Annotated in this window: 17 protein-coding genes; 12 read left to right on the forward strand and 5 right to left on the reverse strand. The window is 68.7% G+C overall.

Going from position 1 to position 17630, the window contains the following annotated elements:
- Positions 1 to 45: 45 nt before the first annotated feature.
- The 6 genes from ACIBHX_RS21625 to ACIBHX_RS21650 all read left to right on the forward strand — a co-directional run bounded on the left by ACIBHX_RS21625 (position 46) and on the right by ACIBHX_RS21650 (position 6610).
- Positions 46 to 774, forward strand: a complete 729-nt coding sequence (locus ACIBHX_RS21625; RefSeq protein ID WP_397068945.1) for a methyltransferase domain-containing protein — start codon at positions 46 to 48, stop codon at positions 772 to 774.
- A gap of 162 nt (positions 775 to 936) precedes the next feature.
- The gene (locus ACIBHX_RS21630) at positions 937 to 1776 is read left to right on the forward strand and encodes an SDR family NAD(P)-dependent oxidoreductase (RefSeq protein ID WP_397068946.1); all 840 of its coding nucleotides are present in this window, start codon (positions 937 to 939) and stop codon (positions 1774 to 1776) included.
- Positions 1777 to 1889: 113 nt separating this feature from the next.
- The gene (locus tag ACIBHX_RS21635) at positions 1890 to 2786 is read left to right on the forward strand and encodes an RNA polymerase sigma-70 factor (RefSeq protein ID WP_397068948.1); all 897 of its coding nucleotides are present in this window, start codon (positions 1890 to 1892) and stop codon (positions 2784 to 2786) included.
- Positions 2787 to 2887: 101 nt separating this feature from the next.
- On the forward strand, positions 2888 to 4111 hold the full coding sequence (locus tag ACIBHX_RS21640; RefSeq protein ID WP_397068949.1) for a cytochrome P450: 1224 nt from the start codon (positions 2888 to 2890) through the stop codon (positions 4109 to 4111).
- Between the two features lie 324 nt (positions 4112 to 4435).
- Positions 4436 to 5635, forward strand: a complete 1200-nt coding sequence (locus ACIBHX_RS21645; RefSeq protein ID WP_397068950.1) for an NAD(P)/FAD-dependent oxidoreductase — start codon at positions 4436 to 4438, stop codon at positions 5633 to 5635.
- An 18-nt stretch (positions 5636 to 5653) separates the two neighbouring features.
- Positions 5654 to 6610, forward strand: a complete 957-nt coding sequence (locus ACIBHX_RS21650; protein ID WP_397068951.1) for a sigma-70 family RNA polymerase sigma factor — start codon at positions 5654 to 5656, stop codon at positions 6608 to 6610.
- A gap of 111 nt (positions 6611 to 6721) precedes the next feature.
- Here ACIBHX_RS21650 and ACIBHX_RS21655 read toward each other — a convergent pair whose 3' ends face one another.
- A complete protein-coding gene (locus ACIBHX_RS21655; RefSeq protein ID WP_397068952.1) occupies positions 6722 to 7582 on the reverse strand; it encodes an NmrA family NAD(P)-binding protein in 861 nt (286 codons plus the stop codon).
- Between the two features lie 356 nt (positions 7583 to 7938).
- A complete protein-coding gene (locus ACIBHX_RS21660; protein ID WP_397068953.1) occupies positions 7939 to 8478 on the reverse strand; it encodes an ASCH domain-containing protein in 540 nt (179 codons plus the stop codon).
- Positions 8479 to 8685: 207 nt separating this feature from the next.
- On the opposite strand from ACIBHX_RS21660, the gene ACIBHX_RS21665 reads away from it, so the two are divergent.
- Complete coding sequence (locus ACIBHX_RS21665) at positions 8686 to 9198, forward strand: DUF3592 domain-containing protein (RefSeq protein ID WP_397068955.1); 513 nt, start codon at positions 8686 to 8688, stop codon at positions 9196 to 9198.
- 162 nt (positions 9199 to 9360) lie between these two features.
- On the opposite strand, the gene ACIBHX_RS21670 is transcribed toward ACIBHX_RS21665, so the two are convergent.
- Genes ACIBHX_RS21670 through ACIBHX_RS21680 form a run of 3 tightly spaced genes read right to left on the reverse strand, consistent with a single transcriptional unit; the run spans position 9361 to position 12693 of the window.
- Complete coding sequence (locus ACIBHX_RS21670) at positions 9361 to 10101, reverse strand: succinate dehydrogenase/fumarate reductase iron-sulfur subunit (protein ID WP_397068956.1); 741 nt, start codon at positions 10099 to 10101, stop codon at positions 9361 to 9363.
- 40 nt (positions 10102 to 10141) lie between these two features.
- Positions 10142 to 12064, reverse strand: coding sequence for a fumarate reductase/succinate dehydrogenase flavoprotein subunit (locus ACIBHX_RS21675; protein ID WP_397068958.1), 1923 nt, complete (start codon positions 12062 to 12064; stop codon positions 10142 to 10144).
- Positions 12061 to 12693: a succinate dehydrogenase cytochrome b subunit gene (locus ACIBHX_RS21680; protein WP_397068959.1), complete on the reverse strand. Its 633-nt coding sequence runs from the start codon at positions 12691 to 12693 to the stop codon at positions 12061 to 12063. Before ACIBHX_RS21680 ends, ACIBHX_RS21675 begins: the two co-directional genes overlap by 4 nt.
- 267 nt (positions 12694 to 12960) lie before the next feature.
- Here ACIBHX_RS21680 and ACIBHX_RS21685 point away from each other — a divergent pair, with 267 nt between their 5' ends.
- From ACIBHX_RS21685 to ACIBHX_RS21705, 5 genes are all read left to right on the forward strand, one after another.
- The gene (locus ACIBHX_RS21685) at positions 12961 to 13887 is read left to right on the forward strand and encodes a LysR family transcriptional regulator (protein WP_397068960.1); all 927 of its coding nucleotides are present in this window, start codon (positions 12961 to 12963) and stop codon (positions 13885 to 13887) included.
- Positions 13888 to 13920: 33 nt separating this feature from the next.
- The gene (locus tag ACIBHX_RS21690) at positions 13921 to 15057 is read left to right on the forward strand and encodes a PP2C family protein-serine/threonine phosphatase (protein WP_397068961.1); all 1137 of its coding nucleotides are present in this window, start codon (positions 13921 to 13923) and stop codon (positions 15055 to 15057) included.
- Entirely contained in the window at positions 15054 to 16205 is a 1152-nt protein-coding gene (locus ACIBHX_RS21695) for an ATP-binding protein (RefSeq protein ID WP_397068962.1), read from the forward strand. Before ACIBHX_RS21690 ends, ACIBHX_RS21695 begins: the two co-directional genes overlap by 4 nt.
- On the forward strand, positions 16205 to 16657 hold the full coding sequence (locus ACIBHX_RS21700) for a response regulator (RefSeq protein WP_397068963.1): 453 nt from the start codon (positions 16205 to 16207) through the stop codon (positions 16655 to 16657). Before ACIBHX_RS21695 ends, ACIBHX_RS21700 begins: the two co-directional genes overlap by 1 nt.
- 175 nt (positions 16658 to 16832) lie before the next feature.
- Positions 16833 to 17618: a hypothetical protein gene (locus ACIBHX_RS21705; RefSeq protein ID WP_397068964.1), complete on the forward strand. Its 786-nt coding sequence runs from the start codon at positions 16833 to 16835 to the stop codon at positions 17616 to 17618.
- The last annotated feature ends 12 nt before the right edge of the window (positions 17619 to 17630 follow it).

Below are 17630 nucleotides of genomic sequence, written 5' to 3' on the forward strand. Positions count from 1 at the left end.
ATCGCCTCCGCGCCAACCGCACACCCGTCTGCTTGGCTGCTTGGCATGAGCTCCATCGACTACCTGGACCGGGTCGCGGCGAGCGCCCCTGGCCGGATCTACAAGCGGCAACTGCTCGCCATGCTGGACGTCCATCCCGGGCACGCGGTGCTCGACATCGGCTGCGGGCCCGGCACCGACCTGGGCGAGCTGGCCAACGCCGTCGGCCCGACCGGCTCGGTGATCGGGGTCGACCACGACCTGGTGTCGGCGGAGACGGCTCGCGAGCGGCTCGCCGTACACAGGATCGTCGATGTTCGCGTGGGCGATGCGCACGCGCTGCCGCTCGAGGAAGGGTCGGTCGATCGGGCGCGGACCGATCGGGTGCTGCAGCACGTCGCGGACCCACGGCGGGTGCTGTCCGAGATCAGGCGGGTGGCCCGGCCGGGGGCGCGGATCGCGCTGGCGGAGCCTGACTGGGACGGGCTGCTGGTCGACTCGGCGAACCTGGCGGCCGGCCGTACGCTGACGAACTTCATCACCTCGCAGGTGGTGCGGAACGCCACGATCGGGCGGGCGCTGCCGCGCCTGTGCGCGGAGGCCGGGTTCTCCGTCACCTCGGTGGTGGCCTCCGCGCCGGTCATCACCGACTTCGAGGCCGCCGACCAGCTCCTCGGCCTGCGGCGCAACGCGCGGCGCTGCCTGGGCGCCATGGCCGAGGACTGGCTGGCCGAGCTGGCAGCCGGGCCGTTCCTGGCCAGCTGCCTGATCTTCCTGGTGGTGGCCACCGTTTAGGCCCTCCCCTCAGGTCCGCGCGATGAGCGTAGGGAGAGACATAGGTCACAGTCGGTGGGTGTTACATCTTTGCCGGGCCGCGTGTCTTGGGGGTGGAACAGCAGACAGCGGTATCCAGGAGTCGACCTTGGAATGCCGCCACCGAAGGAACGGATAGCCATCATGAGCAAGGTCTGGTTCGTCACCGGTTCGTCGCGCGGCCTGGGCCGCGAATTCGTCGAGGCCGCCCTGTCCCGGGGCGACAAGGTGGCCGCGACCGCACGGAACGCCGCAAGCCTTGACGAGCTGGTCGCCGCCCATGGCGACGCGGTGCTCCCGCTCGGGCTGGACGTGGCCGACAAGACCGCCGTTTTCGAGAGCGTACGGCGGGCCAAAGAGCACTTCGGCCGGCTTGACGTCATCGTGAACAACGCCGGCTACGCCCAGATCGGCGCGGTCGAGGAGCTGACCGAGCGGGAACTGCGCGACCAGCTGGAGACCAATCTGTTCGGTGCGGTGTGGGTGATCCAGGCCGCGCTGCCCTACCTGCGCGAGCAGCGCTCGGGGCACATCATCCAGCTGTCCTCGGCGGCCGGGGTCATCGCCATGCCACTCGGCGGCGCATACCACGCCTCCAAGTGGGCCCTCGAGGGCTTGAACGAAGCCCTCGCCGGCGAGGTCGCCGACTTCGGCGTCAAGGTAACGATCATCGAGCCCGGCGGCTTCGCCACCAGGGACGGCAAGAACCCGGATCCGCTCGCCAACGGCCACGTGGCCCAGACCGACCCGACCTACGACGGTCTCCGCCGACGCCTCGGCTCGGTCGCCGGAAAGCAGCCCGCCGGCGACCCGGCCGCCGCGGCCCAGGCACTCCTCAAGCTCGTCGACTCCGACAACCCGCCCCTGCGGGTGCTGTTCGGCCAGGGCTTCTACCCGATGATCCAGCAGGTCTACGCCGACCGGCTCAAGACCTGGGCCGACTGGCAGGACCTTTCGGCGGAGGCTCACGGCAAGCTCCAGTGACCCCCCGGTCCGGGCTTTTCGAGCCGTGAGCCGAAGTCCACCTCAAGGTGGGGGTGCCGTGATCAGCCCGGACATTGTCCGGCTGGCCACGTACGAAGGAGAAGGACCGAGACATGAGCGACCACGCCACCGACGCGGCGACCGAGGCCTTCGTCGCCTACCGCAACCTGCTCTTCACCGTCGCATACGAGATGCTCGGGTCGGCGGCCGACGCCGAAGACGTCCTCCAGGAAACCTGGCTGCGATGGGTCAAGGCCGACCTGGAGCAGGTGCACGACCAGCGCGCCTACCTGATCCGGATCACCACCCGGCAGTCGCTCAACCGCCTGCGCAGCATGAAGAGCCGCAAGGAGGCCTATGTCGGCCCCTGGCTGCCCGAACCGCTGCTCACCGCGCCGGACGTGGCCGAGGACGTCGAGCTCGCCGAGAGTGTGTCGATGGCGCTCATGCTCGTCCTCGAGACGCTGTCGCCGACCGAGCGCGCCGTCTTCGTGCTGCGCGAGGCCTTCGATGTCGGCTACGACGAGATCGCGGCTGCCGTGGGCAAGAGCCCCGCGGCCGTCCGCCAGCTCGCGTACCGCGCCCGCCGGCACGTCGAAGCCCGCCGCCCTCGCGAGGTGGTCTCCTCCGGCGAGGCCCGGGCGGCGCTGGAGTCGTTCCAGCGCGCGCTCGAAGCCGGAGACCTGCAGGGCCTCCTTGACGTACTCGCCCCCGAGGTCGTGGCCATCAGCGACGGCGGAGGCGTCAAGCAGGCCTCGCCTCGTCCGATCATCGGCGCCGACAAGGTGGCCCGCTTCATCGCCGGCGGCATCGGCAAGGCCGAAGTTGCACTCACCGGTGACCCCACCGTGGTCAACGGCAGCCCGGCACTCATCATCCGTGTGGACGGCGAACTCGACGGCGTCATCGCGATCCGTGTCGAGGACGCCCGCATCACCGGCCTCTACTACGTCCGCAATCCGGAGAAGCTGACCCGCATCGAATCCGAGACCCCGCTCACTCTCCGCTGAACACCGGCGGCGGAACAGCCACCTGACCAGGCACCTCGTCGGGCTTCACCCCCGAACAGCCCCGAACAAATTCAGCGGGATCTTTTACCGGGAGGTCATTCATGACGAAGAGCATCGCCGACGAACTCGCCAGTCTGGAACTGCCGGTCGAGCGTGATTGCCCGTTCGCCCCGCCCGCCGCCTACGAGCGGCTGCGCGGGCAAGCGCCGATCAACAAGATCCGCCTGGCCAGCGGCGGCGAGGCGTGGTGGGTGTCCGGGCATGAGGAAGGCCGTGCCGTCCTCGCCGACCCCCGCTTCTCCTCCGACAAGCGCAAGGACGGCTTCCCGCTCTTCACCCTCGATGCGGCGACCCTGCAGCAGCTCCGCAGCCAGCCGCCGTTGATGCTCGGCATGGACGGCGCGGAACACTCAGCGGCCCGCCGTCCGGTGATCGGCGAGTTCACCGTGAGGCGGCTGGCCGCGCTGCGCCCGCGGATCCAGGACATCGTCGACCACTTCATCGACGACATGCTCGCCGCCGACCAGCGGCCGGTCGACCTGGTGCAGGCGCTGTCCCTTCCGGTGCCCTCCCTGGTGATCTGCGAACTGCTCGGCGTCCCCTACACCGACCACGACTTCTTCCAAAGCCGCACCACCATGATGGTGAGCCGGACCTCGCTGGAAGACCGCCAGCGAGCCTTCGCCGAACTGCGCTCCTACATCGACGACCTGGTCACCCGCAAGGAGTCCGAACCCGGCGACGACCTGTTCGGCCGGCAGATCGCCCGGCAACGCCAGAAGGGCACCCTCGACCACGCGGGCCTGGTGAGCCTGGCCTTCTTGCTGCTGACCGCCGGACACGAGACCACGGCGAACATGATCTCGCTCGGCGTGGTCGGGCTGCTCTCCCATCCGGAGCAACTGGCCTTGGTCAAGGCCGACTCGGGCAGGACGCCCATAGCGGTGGAGGAACTGCTGCGCTACTTCACCATCGCCGACGGGGTCACCTCCCGAGTGGCCACCGAGGACGTGGAGATCGGCGGGGTGAGCATCAAGGCCGGCGAGGGCGTCATCGTCTCGACCCTGTCGGCCAACTGGGACCCGGCGGCGTTCAAGGATCCGGCCGAACTGGATGTCGAGCGCGGGGCCCGCCACCACCTCGCCTTCGGATTCGGCCCGCACCAGTGCCTCGGCCAGAACCTGGCCCGGATGGAGCTGCAGATCGTCTTCGACACGCTGTTCCGCCGCATCCCCACCCTGCGGCTCGCCGCACCGGCCGAGGACCTGCCGTTCAAGAGCGACGCCGTCATCTACGGCGTTCACGAACTCCCGGTCACCTGGTGAGCAGGACATGATGCGGATCAAAGCGGACAGCGGCCTCTGCGTCGGCTCCGGCCAGTGCGTCCTGACCGAGCCGGCCGACGTCCGGTGAGGTAGGTCAGACCTTGCCTCCAGCGCCTCCGCGTTGGAGGCAAGGCGAGGCCATCCGGACCGCAGCGGGGACTCTCATCCCGATGATCGTCGCCATGGGGGAACCCTCGGCGTCGCGAGCATCGCTGGGCGGCGCTCCGGCCGCTCTGTGACCCATGCCACACGCGGTTCCTGTCAGCAATCGGGGCGCCGTTCCGCTCAACTCACCGGGAGCAAGCGAACCGACAGGAGCAACACATGAAGCACCGCATCGTCGTCCTCGGCGCCGGCTATGCCGGGGTCTACGTGGCCGGGAACCTGGCCCGCCGGCTGTCCCCGGCGGACACCGAGATCACCGTGGTCAACGCTGTGCCGTACTTCGTCGAGCGGCTGCGGCTGCACCAGTTGGCGGCCGGCCGGGAGATCGAGGCGCAAAAGCTCGCCGACGTCTTCGCGGGGACGGGGATACGGCTGCGCGTGGCCCGTGTCACCGCCGTCGACCCCGAGCGCCAGGTCGTCGCCGTGGCCGACGCCGACGGCGGCGGCGAGCTCGGCTACGACACGCTCGTCTACGCGCTCGGCAGCCACGGTGACGTCGAAGGTGTCCCCGGCGTGGCCGAGCACGCCTTCGACATCGCCGGCCGGCCCTCGGCGCTGCGCCTGCGCGAGCGCCTGGACAGCCTGGGCAGGCGGGGCGAAGGCGGGAGTGTGCTGGTCGTCGGCGACGGGTTGACCGGCATCGAGACCGCCACCGAGATCGCCGAATCCCGGCCCGGCCTGTCGGTGGCGCTGGTCGCCCGCGGCGAGCTGGGCGCCCGGCTCTCCGCCGGAGCCCGCGGCCATCTGCGCCAGGCCTGCGACCGGCTGGGCATCGCCGTCCTGGAGCACACCAGCGTCGAAGCCGTCGAAGCGACGCGGGTGCTGTGCGCCGACGGCACCGCCCTGGCGTCCGACGTAACCGTGTGGACGGCCGGGTTCGCGGTCAGCCCCATCGGCGCCGCCGGCGGGCTGGAGGTCACCGAGAACGGTCGGATCGTCGTCGATCGCATCATGCGGTCGGTCTCGCACCCGAACGTCTACGCCGTCGGCGACAGCGCCTACGCCATCGGCGACAACGGCCGACCGCTGCCGATGTCCTGCGCTTCGGCCGGCTACACAGGCGGGCAGGCGATCCACGCGATCGTGGGACGCCTGACCGGCCGCAAGATCGCGAAGACCAAGCTGGTCTACACGTACAACCACATCAGCCTCGGGCGGCGGGACGCGATCTGGCAGATGGTCGACGACGAAGGGCAGGCAAAGCCGACGTACGTGGGCGGCTGGAAGGCCGTGCGGATCAAGTCCGGCATCCTCAAGGCCTCGCTGTGGGCCAACTCGCACCCGACCTTCGGCCTGCCCAAGCGCAAGCGCCGCCTGGCCGCCGCGCCGGATGTGTCCGCCGAGAAGGTGGTCGCGTAGCCGCCTAGGGTGGTCCGCGTGGACAGCACCGCCGCTGATCGCTTCGACACCAGTCGGTTCGAGGCCAGCCGGAACCGGCTGGCCTCGCTGGCGTACCGGCTGCTGGGCTCCGCCGCCGACGCCGAAGACGCCGTGCAGGACGCGTTCCTGCACTGGCAGGCCGCCGACCGGCAGCGGATCAAGGTGCCGGAAGCATGGCTGACCAAGGTCGTCACCAACCTGTGCCTCGACCGGCTCCGCTCGGCACAAGCCCGCCGCGAACGCACCGTCGGCGCCTGGCTGCCCGAACCGCTCCTCGACGGCGACCCGATGCTCGGCCCGGCCGACACTTTCGAGCAACGCGAATCGGTCTCCCTGGCCGTGCTGACTCTCATGGAGCGCCTGTCACCCCTCGAGCGGGCCGTCTACCTCCTGCGCGAAGCCTTCTCCTACAGCCACGCCGAGATCGCCGAGATCCTCGACCTCACCGAGTCCGCAAGCCAGCAGCACCTCCACCGGGCCCGGAGCCGCATCACCGCCGCGCGCCGCCGCGGCAGCGCCGAAGTCGACCCCGCATCCGCCCGCAGGATCGTCGAGGAATTCCTCGCCGCTGCCTCCTCGGGCCGCACCGAACGGCTGGCGGCGCTGCTCACCGACGACGCGACCGCGATCTCCGACGGCGCCGGCCTGACCGAGACGCTGATGCAGTACGACACTCCGCAGCGCATCGCCGCCGTCGTACGGGCCGGCTTCAAACCCACACCCGCGAAACGGCGATTTGCCGGCGGCACGTCCGCCGTCCACTACGCGCTCGTCAACGGCGCCCCCGCCATCCTCTTCGTGGTCGGCGACCAGGTCGTCGGCGCCGTGACGTTCGACATCACCAACGGCAAGATCGCAACCGTGCGCGGCATCGCCGCCCCCACCCGCCTCGCCCGCCTCGCCGAAGCCTGGCGGCAGCACGAACCGGAAACGCCGCTCATCACCCAGTGGTGACCCGACGCCGACCGCGGCCAGCCGCAGCGGGCTTCGGACGCCACCAGCCGCATGCGGACAGCGTGCGGCGGCTCCCTGCCGTCATCCGCGCGGACCCGAGTGGAGGGCCGTTCAGCGGAAAGCGTCCGCGTTCTCGGCAGCCCACTGGGCGAAGGTGAGCGCGGGCCGCCCGGTGACCTTTTCCACCGAATCGGTCACGGTCCGCCCGATCTCCTGATTGCCGCCGTACACCCGCAGCAGGAACTCCACCTTCGTCCGCGCGTCCGCGTCGCCCATCACCTGCAGGAGCAGCAGGTCCGGCGGCGTGCCGTCCTCGATCCACTCCTGCCGCGTCTGCTCCGGCGTCAGCTCGACGAAGGCCAGGTCACGGCCCGTGGCCTCAGCCAGGATCCTGATCTTGTCGCGCGGGGTCAGCAGCTCGGGTCCGGTGATGCGGTACGCCTGGCCGCCGTGCCCGCCCTCCGCCAGTGCCACCGCCGCGATGGCCGCGATGTCGGACTCGTGCACCGGCGCGCTCGTCCGCCCGCCGTACGGCTCGCGAATGACGCCCTCGGCCCGCAGCCGCGGCGCCCAGTCGTTCAGCGTGTTGCTCATGAACTCGATCGGCTGCAGTTGCGTCCACTCCAGATCGCTGGCCCGTACGGCAGGCTCCAGCGAACCCTCCTCCCAGCCGCCCAGTATCGTGACCCGCCTGACCCCGGCCCGCACGGCGGCGTCCACGATCTCCTGACCGTTGCCGAGCGGCCGGTAGCCGTCGCCGAAGTTGATCAGATGGGCGGCGGTGATCCCGTCGAACGCCTCGGCCATGCGCGCCGCGTCCGTCATGTCCCCGGCGACGACCTCCACGCCCTCGGGGAACCGCGCGACGTCCGGCCGCCGGGTCACGGCCCGCACCTTCTCCCCCGCGTCGAGCAGATGCCGCACGACGAACCGCCCCACGGTCCCGGTCGCGCCGGTAACCAGAATGGTCATCTCGAACTCCTCTTGGTAGGTGACACATCCCAAGAGAGCCCCGCACCGCGAAGTGTGACGCGGTGAGACCTAAGTCACCTCAAGCAGCTTGGCCGGCAGCCCGGTCAGCTGAGCGCGCTCCTCAGCCGTCAAGGCTCGGAAGGTGTCGTCGAGAGCACGGTCTGGACCACGGCCCAGGCGCCGCTGGAACGGGAACTGGCCCAGGTGCTCAGCGTGCCGTACGACGACATCATGCGGCTTTCCTGCCGCCGGCCTACACGATCGGCACGACCTTCAACCGGCCCCCCGAGTCCCCCGCGACCAGATCCTCCACTGGCAACACTGGTGACCGCCCTGTGCTGGTCAGCTGCGCGGACTCACAGACGGCTCGCCCTGGCCGAGCAGCGCCGGGACGAGGGTTGGAGGGGTTCGTCGATGACCTCGATCTCGATGGCGAGCACGCCGAGGGCTTCTTTCTCCGGGCGGTAGATGCGGCGGATGTCGGCGAGTTGCTGTTCGCGAGGGCTGGTCGGGTTCACCCGCTCAGGGCCCTCGGTGTCGAGCATCTCCTCGAAGGAGGTGTAACGGGCGACACGCTTGACTCGGGTGAGGGCGTCGTCGCGGCCGCACACGAAGCGGATGTGATCGCCGGCCTTGAGGGTGCGCAGATTGGGGTACTGCACCCGCACCTCGATCGTCTTGGTCCCGTTGGCGACCAGGTCGAAGTATCGGCGGTAGAGCTTCATCTCGCGGGCGCGCACGCCCGTGGTGATCGCGGGGCGTCCGGTCATGATCCTGTCCAGTTCGGCAGTGGTGTAGGAGCGGTAGAAATGCTTGGGATCGGCGAGCATCCGGGTCACGAGCCAGACCATGGCGTCGACGAAGGAGTCGGTGTTGCCCTTCCCGGTCGGCCACATCCAGCATGCAACGTCGAGACGGCCGCCACAGGCTTCTCACCGCGTACGAGGGGTAATCGCGCAACAAGCATCGCGGTATCCGGATGATGGTGGTCTGATCCCGGCCGCCAGGGTCGAGCAGGTGCGCATGGCCGGGGGAGTCGGACAGCGGGAACCAATGCCCCTCCGCAGCGTTGTAGAGATCAGGGCGACTCAAGGAGACTTTCGTTGGAGCACCTGTTCAAGTACTTACCGCTGCTGTTCGTGGCGTTCGGATTAGTGATCATTCTGATTTCGATCAAGAGGATTGCCGACGGCAGAGGGTTCGTACGGCGAGCACAGCGGGTGCCTGGCGTGGTCAGCGACGTCCGGACCACGTTCACGGGGCAGGGAGACCATCTGAGGGCGATGCAGCGGCCGGTCCTGACCTTCACGACCGTGGATGGCCGGGAAATCACCACCGAGGCGGCGACCACCTCCCGCCTTGGCATCGGCAACGAGGCCGAGGTGCTCTACGACCCGGAGAACCCGACCGTGGCCGTGCCCGCAGAAGACGCCGGCGGCAGCTACAGCGGAATCGTCATCGGGCTCATCGCGGTCGTCATTGGTCTAGCCTTCTTCGCCGTCTTCGCCGGCTTCGTTGGCTTCCATGGATTCGACAAGGGCGAGACCTGGTGCGAGACGCAGCAAGCCGATGGCTCCGTCGATCAGGTCGAGTGCCCGCCCGGCTTCTTCAGGTGATCTCGACCAGCCGACCGGCTGAGCATCACAGGCGCGCCCAGAAGTGTTTCTCCGAGACCGCCCAACGAGAAGACCACTCCCAGCGCGAAGCGCCGATCGCGATGACCATGCTCTTAAGAGCTGTACGGCGGGCCGCATCGCATCGGCCCGCCGTACATGGGACTACTTGGCGTTGGACTTGAGGTAGTCGGCGTTCATCTGGGCGATCGTGTCCAGGGGGATGCCCTTGGGGCAGACCGCGGTGCATTCGCCGGTGTTGGTGCAGCCGCCGAAGCCCTCGGCGTCCATCTGGTCGACCATGGCCTTGGCGCGCGAGAGGCGTTCCGGCTGGCCCTGCGGCAGCAGCGACAGGTGGGTGATCTTGGCTGCGGTGAAGAGGGAGGCCGAGCCGTTGGGGCAAGCCGCCACGCAGGCGCCGCAGCCGATGCAGGTGGCCGCGTCGAAGGCGCTGTCGGCGTCCTCCTTGCGGACCGGGATCGAGTGGGCGTCCGGCGCCGAGCCCGCGGGCACCGAGACGAAACCGCCCGCCTGGATGATGCGGTCGAAGGCGGACCTGTCCACGACGAGGTCCTTGACCACGGGGAAGGGTGCCGCGCGCCAGGGTTCGATGGTGACGGTGGCGCCGTCCTCGAAGTGGCGCATATGCAGCTGGCAGGTGGTGGTGGCCCGCTGCTCACCGTGGGCGACACCGTTGATGACCATGCCGCACATGCCGCAGATGCCCTCGCGGCAGTCGTGGTCGAAGGCGATCGGGTCGTCGCCGTCGAGGATCAGCTTCTCGTTGACGACGTCCAGCATCTCCAGGAAGGACATGTCGGGTGAGATGTCCTTGGCCTGATACGTCACCATCCGACCGGCATCGGATGGGCCGTCCTGGCGCCAAACGCGAAGGGTCAGATTCATCCCAGGTCTTCCTTGTCGTTCGTGCGGTCGGGAAGGGAGTTCACTTGTAGCTCCGCTGGCTCATCTTGACGTACTCGTAGTCGAGCACTTCCTTGTGCAGCACGGGCCCGTCAGCGTTGAACTCCCAGGCCGAGACGTGGGCGAAGTGCTCGTCGTCGCGCAGGGCCTCGCCGTCGGCGTCCTGGGACTCGGCGCGGAAGTGGCCGCCGCAGGACTCGGTGCGCACCAGCGCGTCCAGGCACATGAGCTCGGCCAGGTCGAAGAAGTCGGCCACCCGGCCGGCCCGCTCCAGGACCTGGTTGAGCTCCTCGGCGGCGCCGGAGACCTTGACGTTGCGCCAGAACTCCTCGCGCAGCGTGGGGATGAGCTCCAGGGCCTTGCGCAGCGACTCCTCGGTGCGCTCCATGCCGCAGTATTCCCACATGATCTTGCCCAGCTCGCGGTGGAAGGAGTCGGGCGTACGGTCGCCGTTGACGGAGAGCAGCCGGTCGATCTTGCGCCGGACCCGGATCTCCGCCTCGGCGATGGCCTCGTCGTCGACCTCACCGTAAGGACCATTCGCGAGATAGTCCCCAATAGTGGTCGGAAGAACGAAATATCCGTCGGCTAGCCCCTGCATCAAAGCAGAAGCCCCGAGCCGGTTGGCCCCATGGTCGGAGAAGTTGGCCTCACCGATCACGAAAAGTCCGGGAATGGTGGATTGGAGGTCGTAGTCAACCCACAGCCCACCCATCGTGTAGTGCACCGCGGGATAAATCCGCATCGGCTGTGAATAGGGGTCCTCACCCGTGATGCGCTCGTACATCTCGAAGAGGTTCCCGTACTTGGCCTCGACGGCGTCCCGCCCGAGACGGCCGATCGCGTCCCGGAAGTCCAGGTAGACCCCGAGCCCGCCGGGCCCGACCCCGCGCCCCTCGTCGCAGACGTTCTTGGCCGCCCGCGAGGCGATGTCCCGCGGAACGAGGTTCCCGAAGGCCGGATAAATCCGCTCCAGGTAGTAGTCGCGCTCCTCCTCCGGGATGTCACCCGGAGCCCGGGTGTCCCCGGCGGCCAGCGGAACCCACACGCGCCCGTCGTTGCGCAGCGACTCCGACATGAGCGTCAGCTTCGACTGGTACTCCCCCGACACCGGGATGCAGGTCGGGTGGATCTGCGTGTAGCAGGGGTTGGCGAAGTACGCCCCCCGCTCGTGCGCCCGCCAGATCGCGGTGGTGTTGCACCCCTTGGCGTTCGTGGACAGGAAGAACACGTTGCCGTACCCGCCGGTCGCCAGGACCACGGCGTCGGCCAGGTGCCGCTCGATCTCGCCGGTCACCATGTCGCGCACGATGATGCCGCGCGCCCGCCCGTCGGAGACGATCAGCTCGAGCATCTCGTGCCGGGTGTACATGGTCACGGTCCCGGCCGCGATCTGCCGCTCCAGCGCCTGATAGGCGCCGAGCAGCAGCTGCTGTCCCGTCTGGCCGCGGGCGTAGAAGGTCCGGGAGACCTGGGCGCCGCCGAAGGAACGGGTGTCGAGCAGCCCGCCGTACTCGCGGGCGAACGGCACGCCCTGGGCCACGGCCTGGTCGATGATGTTCACCGAGACCTGGGCCAGGCGGTAGACGTTGGACTCGCGGGCGCGGAAGTCGCCGCCCTTCACGGTGTCGTAGAACAGCCGGTAGATCGAGTCGCCGTCGCCGCGGTAGTTCTTGGCGGCGTTGATGCCGCCCTGGGCGGCGATGGAGTGGGCCCGGCGGGGCGAGTCCTGGTAGCAGAAGGACTTGACGTTGTAGCCGAGCTCGCCCAGCGTCGCGGCGGCCGAGCCGCCGGCCAGGCCGGTGCCGACCACGATCACGTTGAGCTTGCGCTTGTTGGCGGGGTTGACCAGCTTGGCGCCGAACTTCCGCTTCTCCCACCGCTCCTCGATGGGACCGCTGGGCGCCTTGGTGTCCCTGATCTCGGGACCTTCGGTGAAATTCACTTGATCACTCCGAACGTGACGGCCAGCGGCGGGGCCAGGAAGCCGAGGACGAGGACCGCGGAGACGAGCGCGGCGGTCGCCTTCAGCGCCTTGTAACGGGTGCGGTTGGCCCAGCCGACGGTCTGGAAGACGCTCCAGATGCCGTGCCGCAGGTGCAGGCCCACCATGATCACGGCGGCGATGTAGATGAGGGTCACCCACCAGCGCGACGGCTCGAACCCGGCGACCATCCGGTCGGCCGGAGCGGCGTCGTACCCCTTGGGGTTGACCACGCCGAAGCTGAGGTCGAGCAGGTGCCAGACGAGGAAGAGCGCGATGGTGACGCCGCCCCAGCGCATGATGTGCGTGGAGTACCCGGAGGCCTGCGACTTCTTGGCCACGTACTTGACCGGCCTGGCCTTGCGCGCCTGGCGCGTGAGCGAGATGGCCGCCCAGATGTGCAGGACGACCGAGGCGACCAGCACGGCCTCGAGGATCGTCAGCACCGTCCGGTAGGGCAGGATCGGCTCGAGCAGCGTGCGCAGCGCGTCGGCGTAGTCGTTGAAGGACTCCTTGCCCAGGAAGATCTTCAGGTTGCCGAGCATGTGGAGCAGCAGGAAGAGCACCATGACGGCGCCCGTGACGGCCATCACGACCTTCTTGCCGCTCGACGAGTTCAGGAACCCGCGGCGCTTGTCAGGCGTTGGAGCTTTGGCGACAGGTGTCGCCTTGGGGGAGGTAACCGGCGCAGTGGCGGACCCGCGCTCAATCGTGGCTGTCACATCTTCCGACGGTAGGGACCAGCCATGATCCCGTCCAAGTCATCACACGCCTGGTTTCCATAGCCTCCGGCTATGATGCTTGGTTTGTACGGCAGGCCGTACCAAACCCACCTGGGAGATTGCGACCAAAGTCACATGCAGTTGCAGCAACTCGCCTACTTCGTAGCCGTGGCGGAGACGCGGCACTTCACGCAGGCCGCCGAGCGCATGCGGGTGGCCCAGCCGTCGCTGAGCAAGCAGATCAAGGCGCTGGAGAGCGAGCTGGGCGCCCCGCTGTTCTCCCGGGCCAGAGGCAACGTGATGCTGACCGCGGCGGGCGAGGCGCTGCTGCCGCTGGCCCGCCGGATGCTGGCCGACGCCGACACGGCCAGGCTGGAGGTGGCCGAGCTGGCCGGGCTGCGCAGGGGCCGGGTGCGGCTGGGCGCCACGCCGTCGCTGTGCGCGGGGCTGCTGGCCGACGCGCTGGCCCGCTTCCACCGCGCCTACCCGGGCATCGAGCTGCTGGTGGAGGAGGGCGGCTCGCGCGACCTGGTGCGGGCGCTGGCTCGCGGCCAGCTCGACCTGTCACTGGTGATCACCCCGTTGCAGCATGACGACCCGTCCCTGGTGTCCGAGGAGATCCTGCGCGAGAGCCTCGTGGTCGTCGCCCCCAGCCAGGGGCAGGAGCCGCGGCGCAAGCACCTGCATATCGAGGACCTGCGGGGGAAGACGATGGTGATGTTCAGGCGCGGATACGACCTGCGGGAGGCGACGCTCGCCGCGTGCCGCAATGCCGGGTTCGAGCCACGGTTCGCGGTGGAGGGCGGCGAGATGGACGCCGTGCTCCGCTTCGTGGAGGCGGGCCTGGGCGTGGCGGTGGTTCCGTCGATGGTGCTCGAAGGGCGGCCAGGGCTACGGGGGACCCCACTGGCGGGCTTGAACCGCACGATCGCGATCGCCCATCGCAAGGACGTCGAGCCGACCCGCGCGGCGCAGGCTTTCCGCACGGCCCTGCGGTCATTTCTGGTCGAGGCCGGTAATGCCGGCACGCTTCCGGAAGGCGTCGAGCTCATCGCAGAATGACTCCAACGGCGGAATCTCTCTGAAGAGGCGTATGTGACGGCAACCCTTTCCGTATCGCTCACACTGCTCCTCATCGAGGACGACGCCGGGGATGCGTTCCTGGTGGAAGAGCTGCTCAAGGAGGCCGACGCGCCGCCAAGGATCGTCTGGGCACGCAGCCTGACCGAGGCCAGGCCCAAGCTGACCAGCGAGATCCAGTGCGTGCTCGTGGACCTGTCGCTGCCCGACGCCAGCGGGCTCGAGGCGCTGGAAGAGGTGCTGCGGCTGGCCCCGCACGCGGCCGTGCTGGTGCTGACCGGCCTGCGCGACCTGCACATGGGCGTGGCGGCGGTCCAGGCAGGGGCTGAGGACTACCTGGTCAAGCAGGACGTCGACGCGCGACTGCTGGCGCGCGCCATCCGTTACGCGATGGAGCGCAAGCGGGCCGACCTGGCGCAGCTGCGCCTGGTGGAGGCCGAGCTGACGGCCAAGGAGAACGCCCGGCTGGAGAGCGGCCTGCTGCCGGTGCCGCTGCTGGACACCGGAGCGCTCGAGCACATCACGCGCTACCTGCCGGGCAGCCAGAGCACGCTGCTGGCCGGCGACTTCTACGACACCGTGCAGACTCCCGACGGCTCCGTGCACATCGTGGTCGGCGACGTGTGCGGCCACGGCCCGCAGGAGGCGGCGCTCGGGGTGGCGATGCGCATCGCCTGGCGCACGCTCGTCCTGGCCGGTCAGACCGGCGACCTGCTGCTGCACACGCTGGACGCGCTGTTACGGGTGGAGCGCAAGGCGCCGGAGATCTTCACCACGCTGTGCATGGCCACGATCGCGCCCGACCTGCGCCACGCCAGGATGCGGGTGGTCGGTCACCCGCCGCCGGTGCTGGTGCGCGACGGCGCGGTGGACGTGGTCACCGAGACGCCGTCGGGCCCGCCGCTGGGCATCTTCCCCGACGCGCAGTGGCAGGTGCTGGACGTGCCGCTGGGAGAGGAATGGTCGATCCTGCTGTACACGGACGGGCTGATCGAGGCCGCCATGGGTGAGAACGCCGAACGGCTGGGCGTCGAGGGGCTGGTCGGCCTGGTACGGGAGCACGGCACGATCGATCTCGACCGGTTGATCCGGCATGTGGGAACGTTGAGCGACGATCTCGCCGCGGTACTCGTGCGCAGGAGCTCCCCATGAACATCGGCCCGCTGCCACCGCCCAAGGAGCCGACCGGGCTGGGCAGGCTGCCCCTCGCCCGCTGGTTCATCGCCACGGGCGCGCTCGTCCTGGTGGCCTACGTGATCGGCGTGGTGATCACGCTGATGATGGTCGGCCAGGTCCGCGACGTCGGCCCGCGTCCTGAGGTCTCCGCCGCGCTCGACCGCGTCACGGTGACGCTGGTCGTGCTGTTCTCGGTGCTGCTGGTGGCCGGGGCGGGGGTCGCGGTGATGGTACGGCTCGCCGTACTGAAGCCCCTCCGGCAGCTGACCGAGCAGGTGCGCGCGGTCGCCGCGGGGGACTTCGACCACCGCCTGGACGTCGACAGGCCGGCCGAGCTGGCGGAGCTGTCGAGCCACGTCGACTCCATGCGCAGGCGCATCCTGACCGGCTGGCGCCACGCCGAGGAGCAGTCGGACGAGCTGCGCCGCTCCAACGGCGAGCTGGAGCAGTTCGCCTACGTGGCCAGCCACGACCTGCAGGAGCCGCTGCGCAAGGTCGCCAGCTTCACCCAGATGCTGGAGCAGCGGTACGGCGAGCAGCTCGACGACCGGGCACGGCAGTACATCGCCTACGCCGTCGACGGCGCCAAGCGGATGCAGGGCCTGATCAACGACCTGCTCGACTTCTCCCGGGTCGGCAGGGTGACGGGCGAGCGCGTGGTCACCGACACCAGCCAGGCACTGGCCGCGGCGCTGGACAACCTGTCGGCCACGATCGACGACACGGACACCGTGGTCACCTGGCACGACCTTCCCCCAGTGATCGGCAACCGGGTCCAGCTGACCCAGCTGTTCCAGAACCTCATCGAGAACGCCGTCAAGTTCCGCTCCGAGCTGCCGCCGCGGATCAGCGTCGCGGCCAAGCGGGCGGACGGGATGTGGGAGTTCAGCTGCTCCGACAACGGGATCGGCGTCGAGCCGAAGTACGCCGACCGGATCTTCCTGATTTTCCAGCGGCTGCATCCCCGGGACGTGTATCCAGGCACAGGGATCGGCCTGGCGCTCTGCCGCAAGATTGTCGAGTATCACGGCGGGCAGCTGTGGCTCGACCGCGAGTCGGAGGGCCCGGGCGCGACGTTCCGCTGGACCCTACCTGCCGCCGAGCCTGCCGCCGGAGACGAATGATGAGCGACCTGCGCCCGATCGAGGTGCTCCTGATCGAGGACGACCAGGGTGACATCCTGCTCACCAGGGAGGCCTTCGACCTCAACAAGGTGCGCAACCGGCTGCACGTGGTCAACGACGGCGAGCAGGCGATGGCGTTCCTGCGCCGCGAAGACGGCTACGCGGACGCGCCGCGCCCCGACCTGATGCTGCTCGACCTGAACCTGCCGAGGATGGACGGCATGGAGGTGCTCGAGGCGGTCAAGGCGGACTCAGAGTTGCGGACGATCCCGGTGGTGATCCTGACGACCTCCGAGGCGGAGGAGGACATCATCCGCAGCTACCGCCTCCACGCGAACGCGTATGTCTCCAAACCGGTGGACTTTGAACAGTTCATACGCGTTGTCAGGCAAATAGATGACTTTTTCGTAACAGTGGTAAAGCTTCCGAGTCACCATGACGGTGGGACGTGACAGGAATCACAGCGAGTCATCGAAAAAGTGAGTGACCCTTCTCACAAATCCTCATGCCATCGTCGTAACGTATCCCCCACCAACGCGCGCCGGAACCGCTGTGCCGTACGCGCATTCACAGAACGAACCCGGACCCACCCCAGCGCGGGGTCCGCGGGAGGTGGAGAGGTCCGCGATGACCCAGACGACGCCCGAAGCTTCGGTCAGACGGCAGCGCGCACAGGTCAAGGTGCGCACGCTGCGGACGGACAGATGGTGGCTGGCTCCGCTTTTGACATTCCTCGGGCTCAGCTCGTTCCTCGTCTACGGCGTGTGGGCGATCATCAACAACAACTACTACGTTGATCCTTATATCGCGCCGTTCTCGTCGCCATGTCTGGCGACGTCCTGTCCCGAAGGGGCGCGCCTGTTCGGCCTGGCGCCCTTCGGAGACTGGTACACGCTGCCGCCCGGGCTGCTGATCCTCGGCCTGCCGGGCGGCTTCCGTCTGACGTGCTACTACTACCGCAAGTCCTACTACCGCTCGTTCTGGCTGTCGCCGCCCGCGTGCGCGGTGCAGGAGCCGCACGGCAAGTACTCCGGTGAGACCCGCTTCCCGCTGATCATCCAGAACATCCACCGGTACTTCTTCTACGCCGCGATCGTCATCGGCGCGATCCTGAGCTACGACGCGATCCTCGCGCTCATCCACAAGCCCATCGCGCTCGGCACCTGGATCCTCATCGTCAACGCGATCCTGATCGTGACCTACACGATCTCCTGCCACTCCTGCCGGCACATCACCGCGGGGCGGCTCAACCACTTCTCCAAGCACCCGCTGCGCTACAAGGCCTGGACGTTCGTCTCCAAGCTCAACGCCAAGCACCAGCCCCTCGCGTGGGCCTCGATGTTCTCGGTGATGGGCGCCGACCTGTACGTCCGGCTGGTCGCCATGCACGTCATCAACTTCCCGTACGCGTAAGGAAATTCAGGA

This window comes from Nonomuraea sp. NPDC050536, assembly GCF_044457685.1.
Taxonomy (GTDB): Bacteria; Actinomycetota; Actinomycetes; order Streptosporangiales; family Streptosporangiaceae; genus Nonomuraea.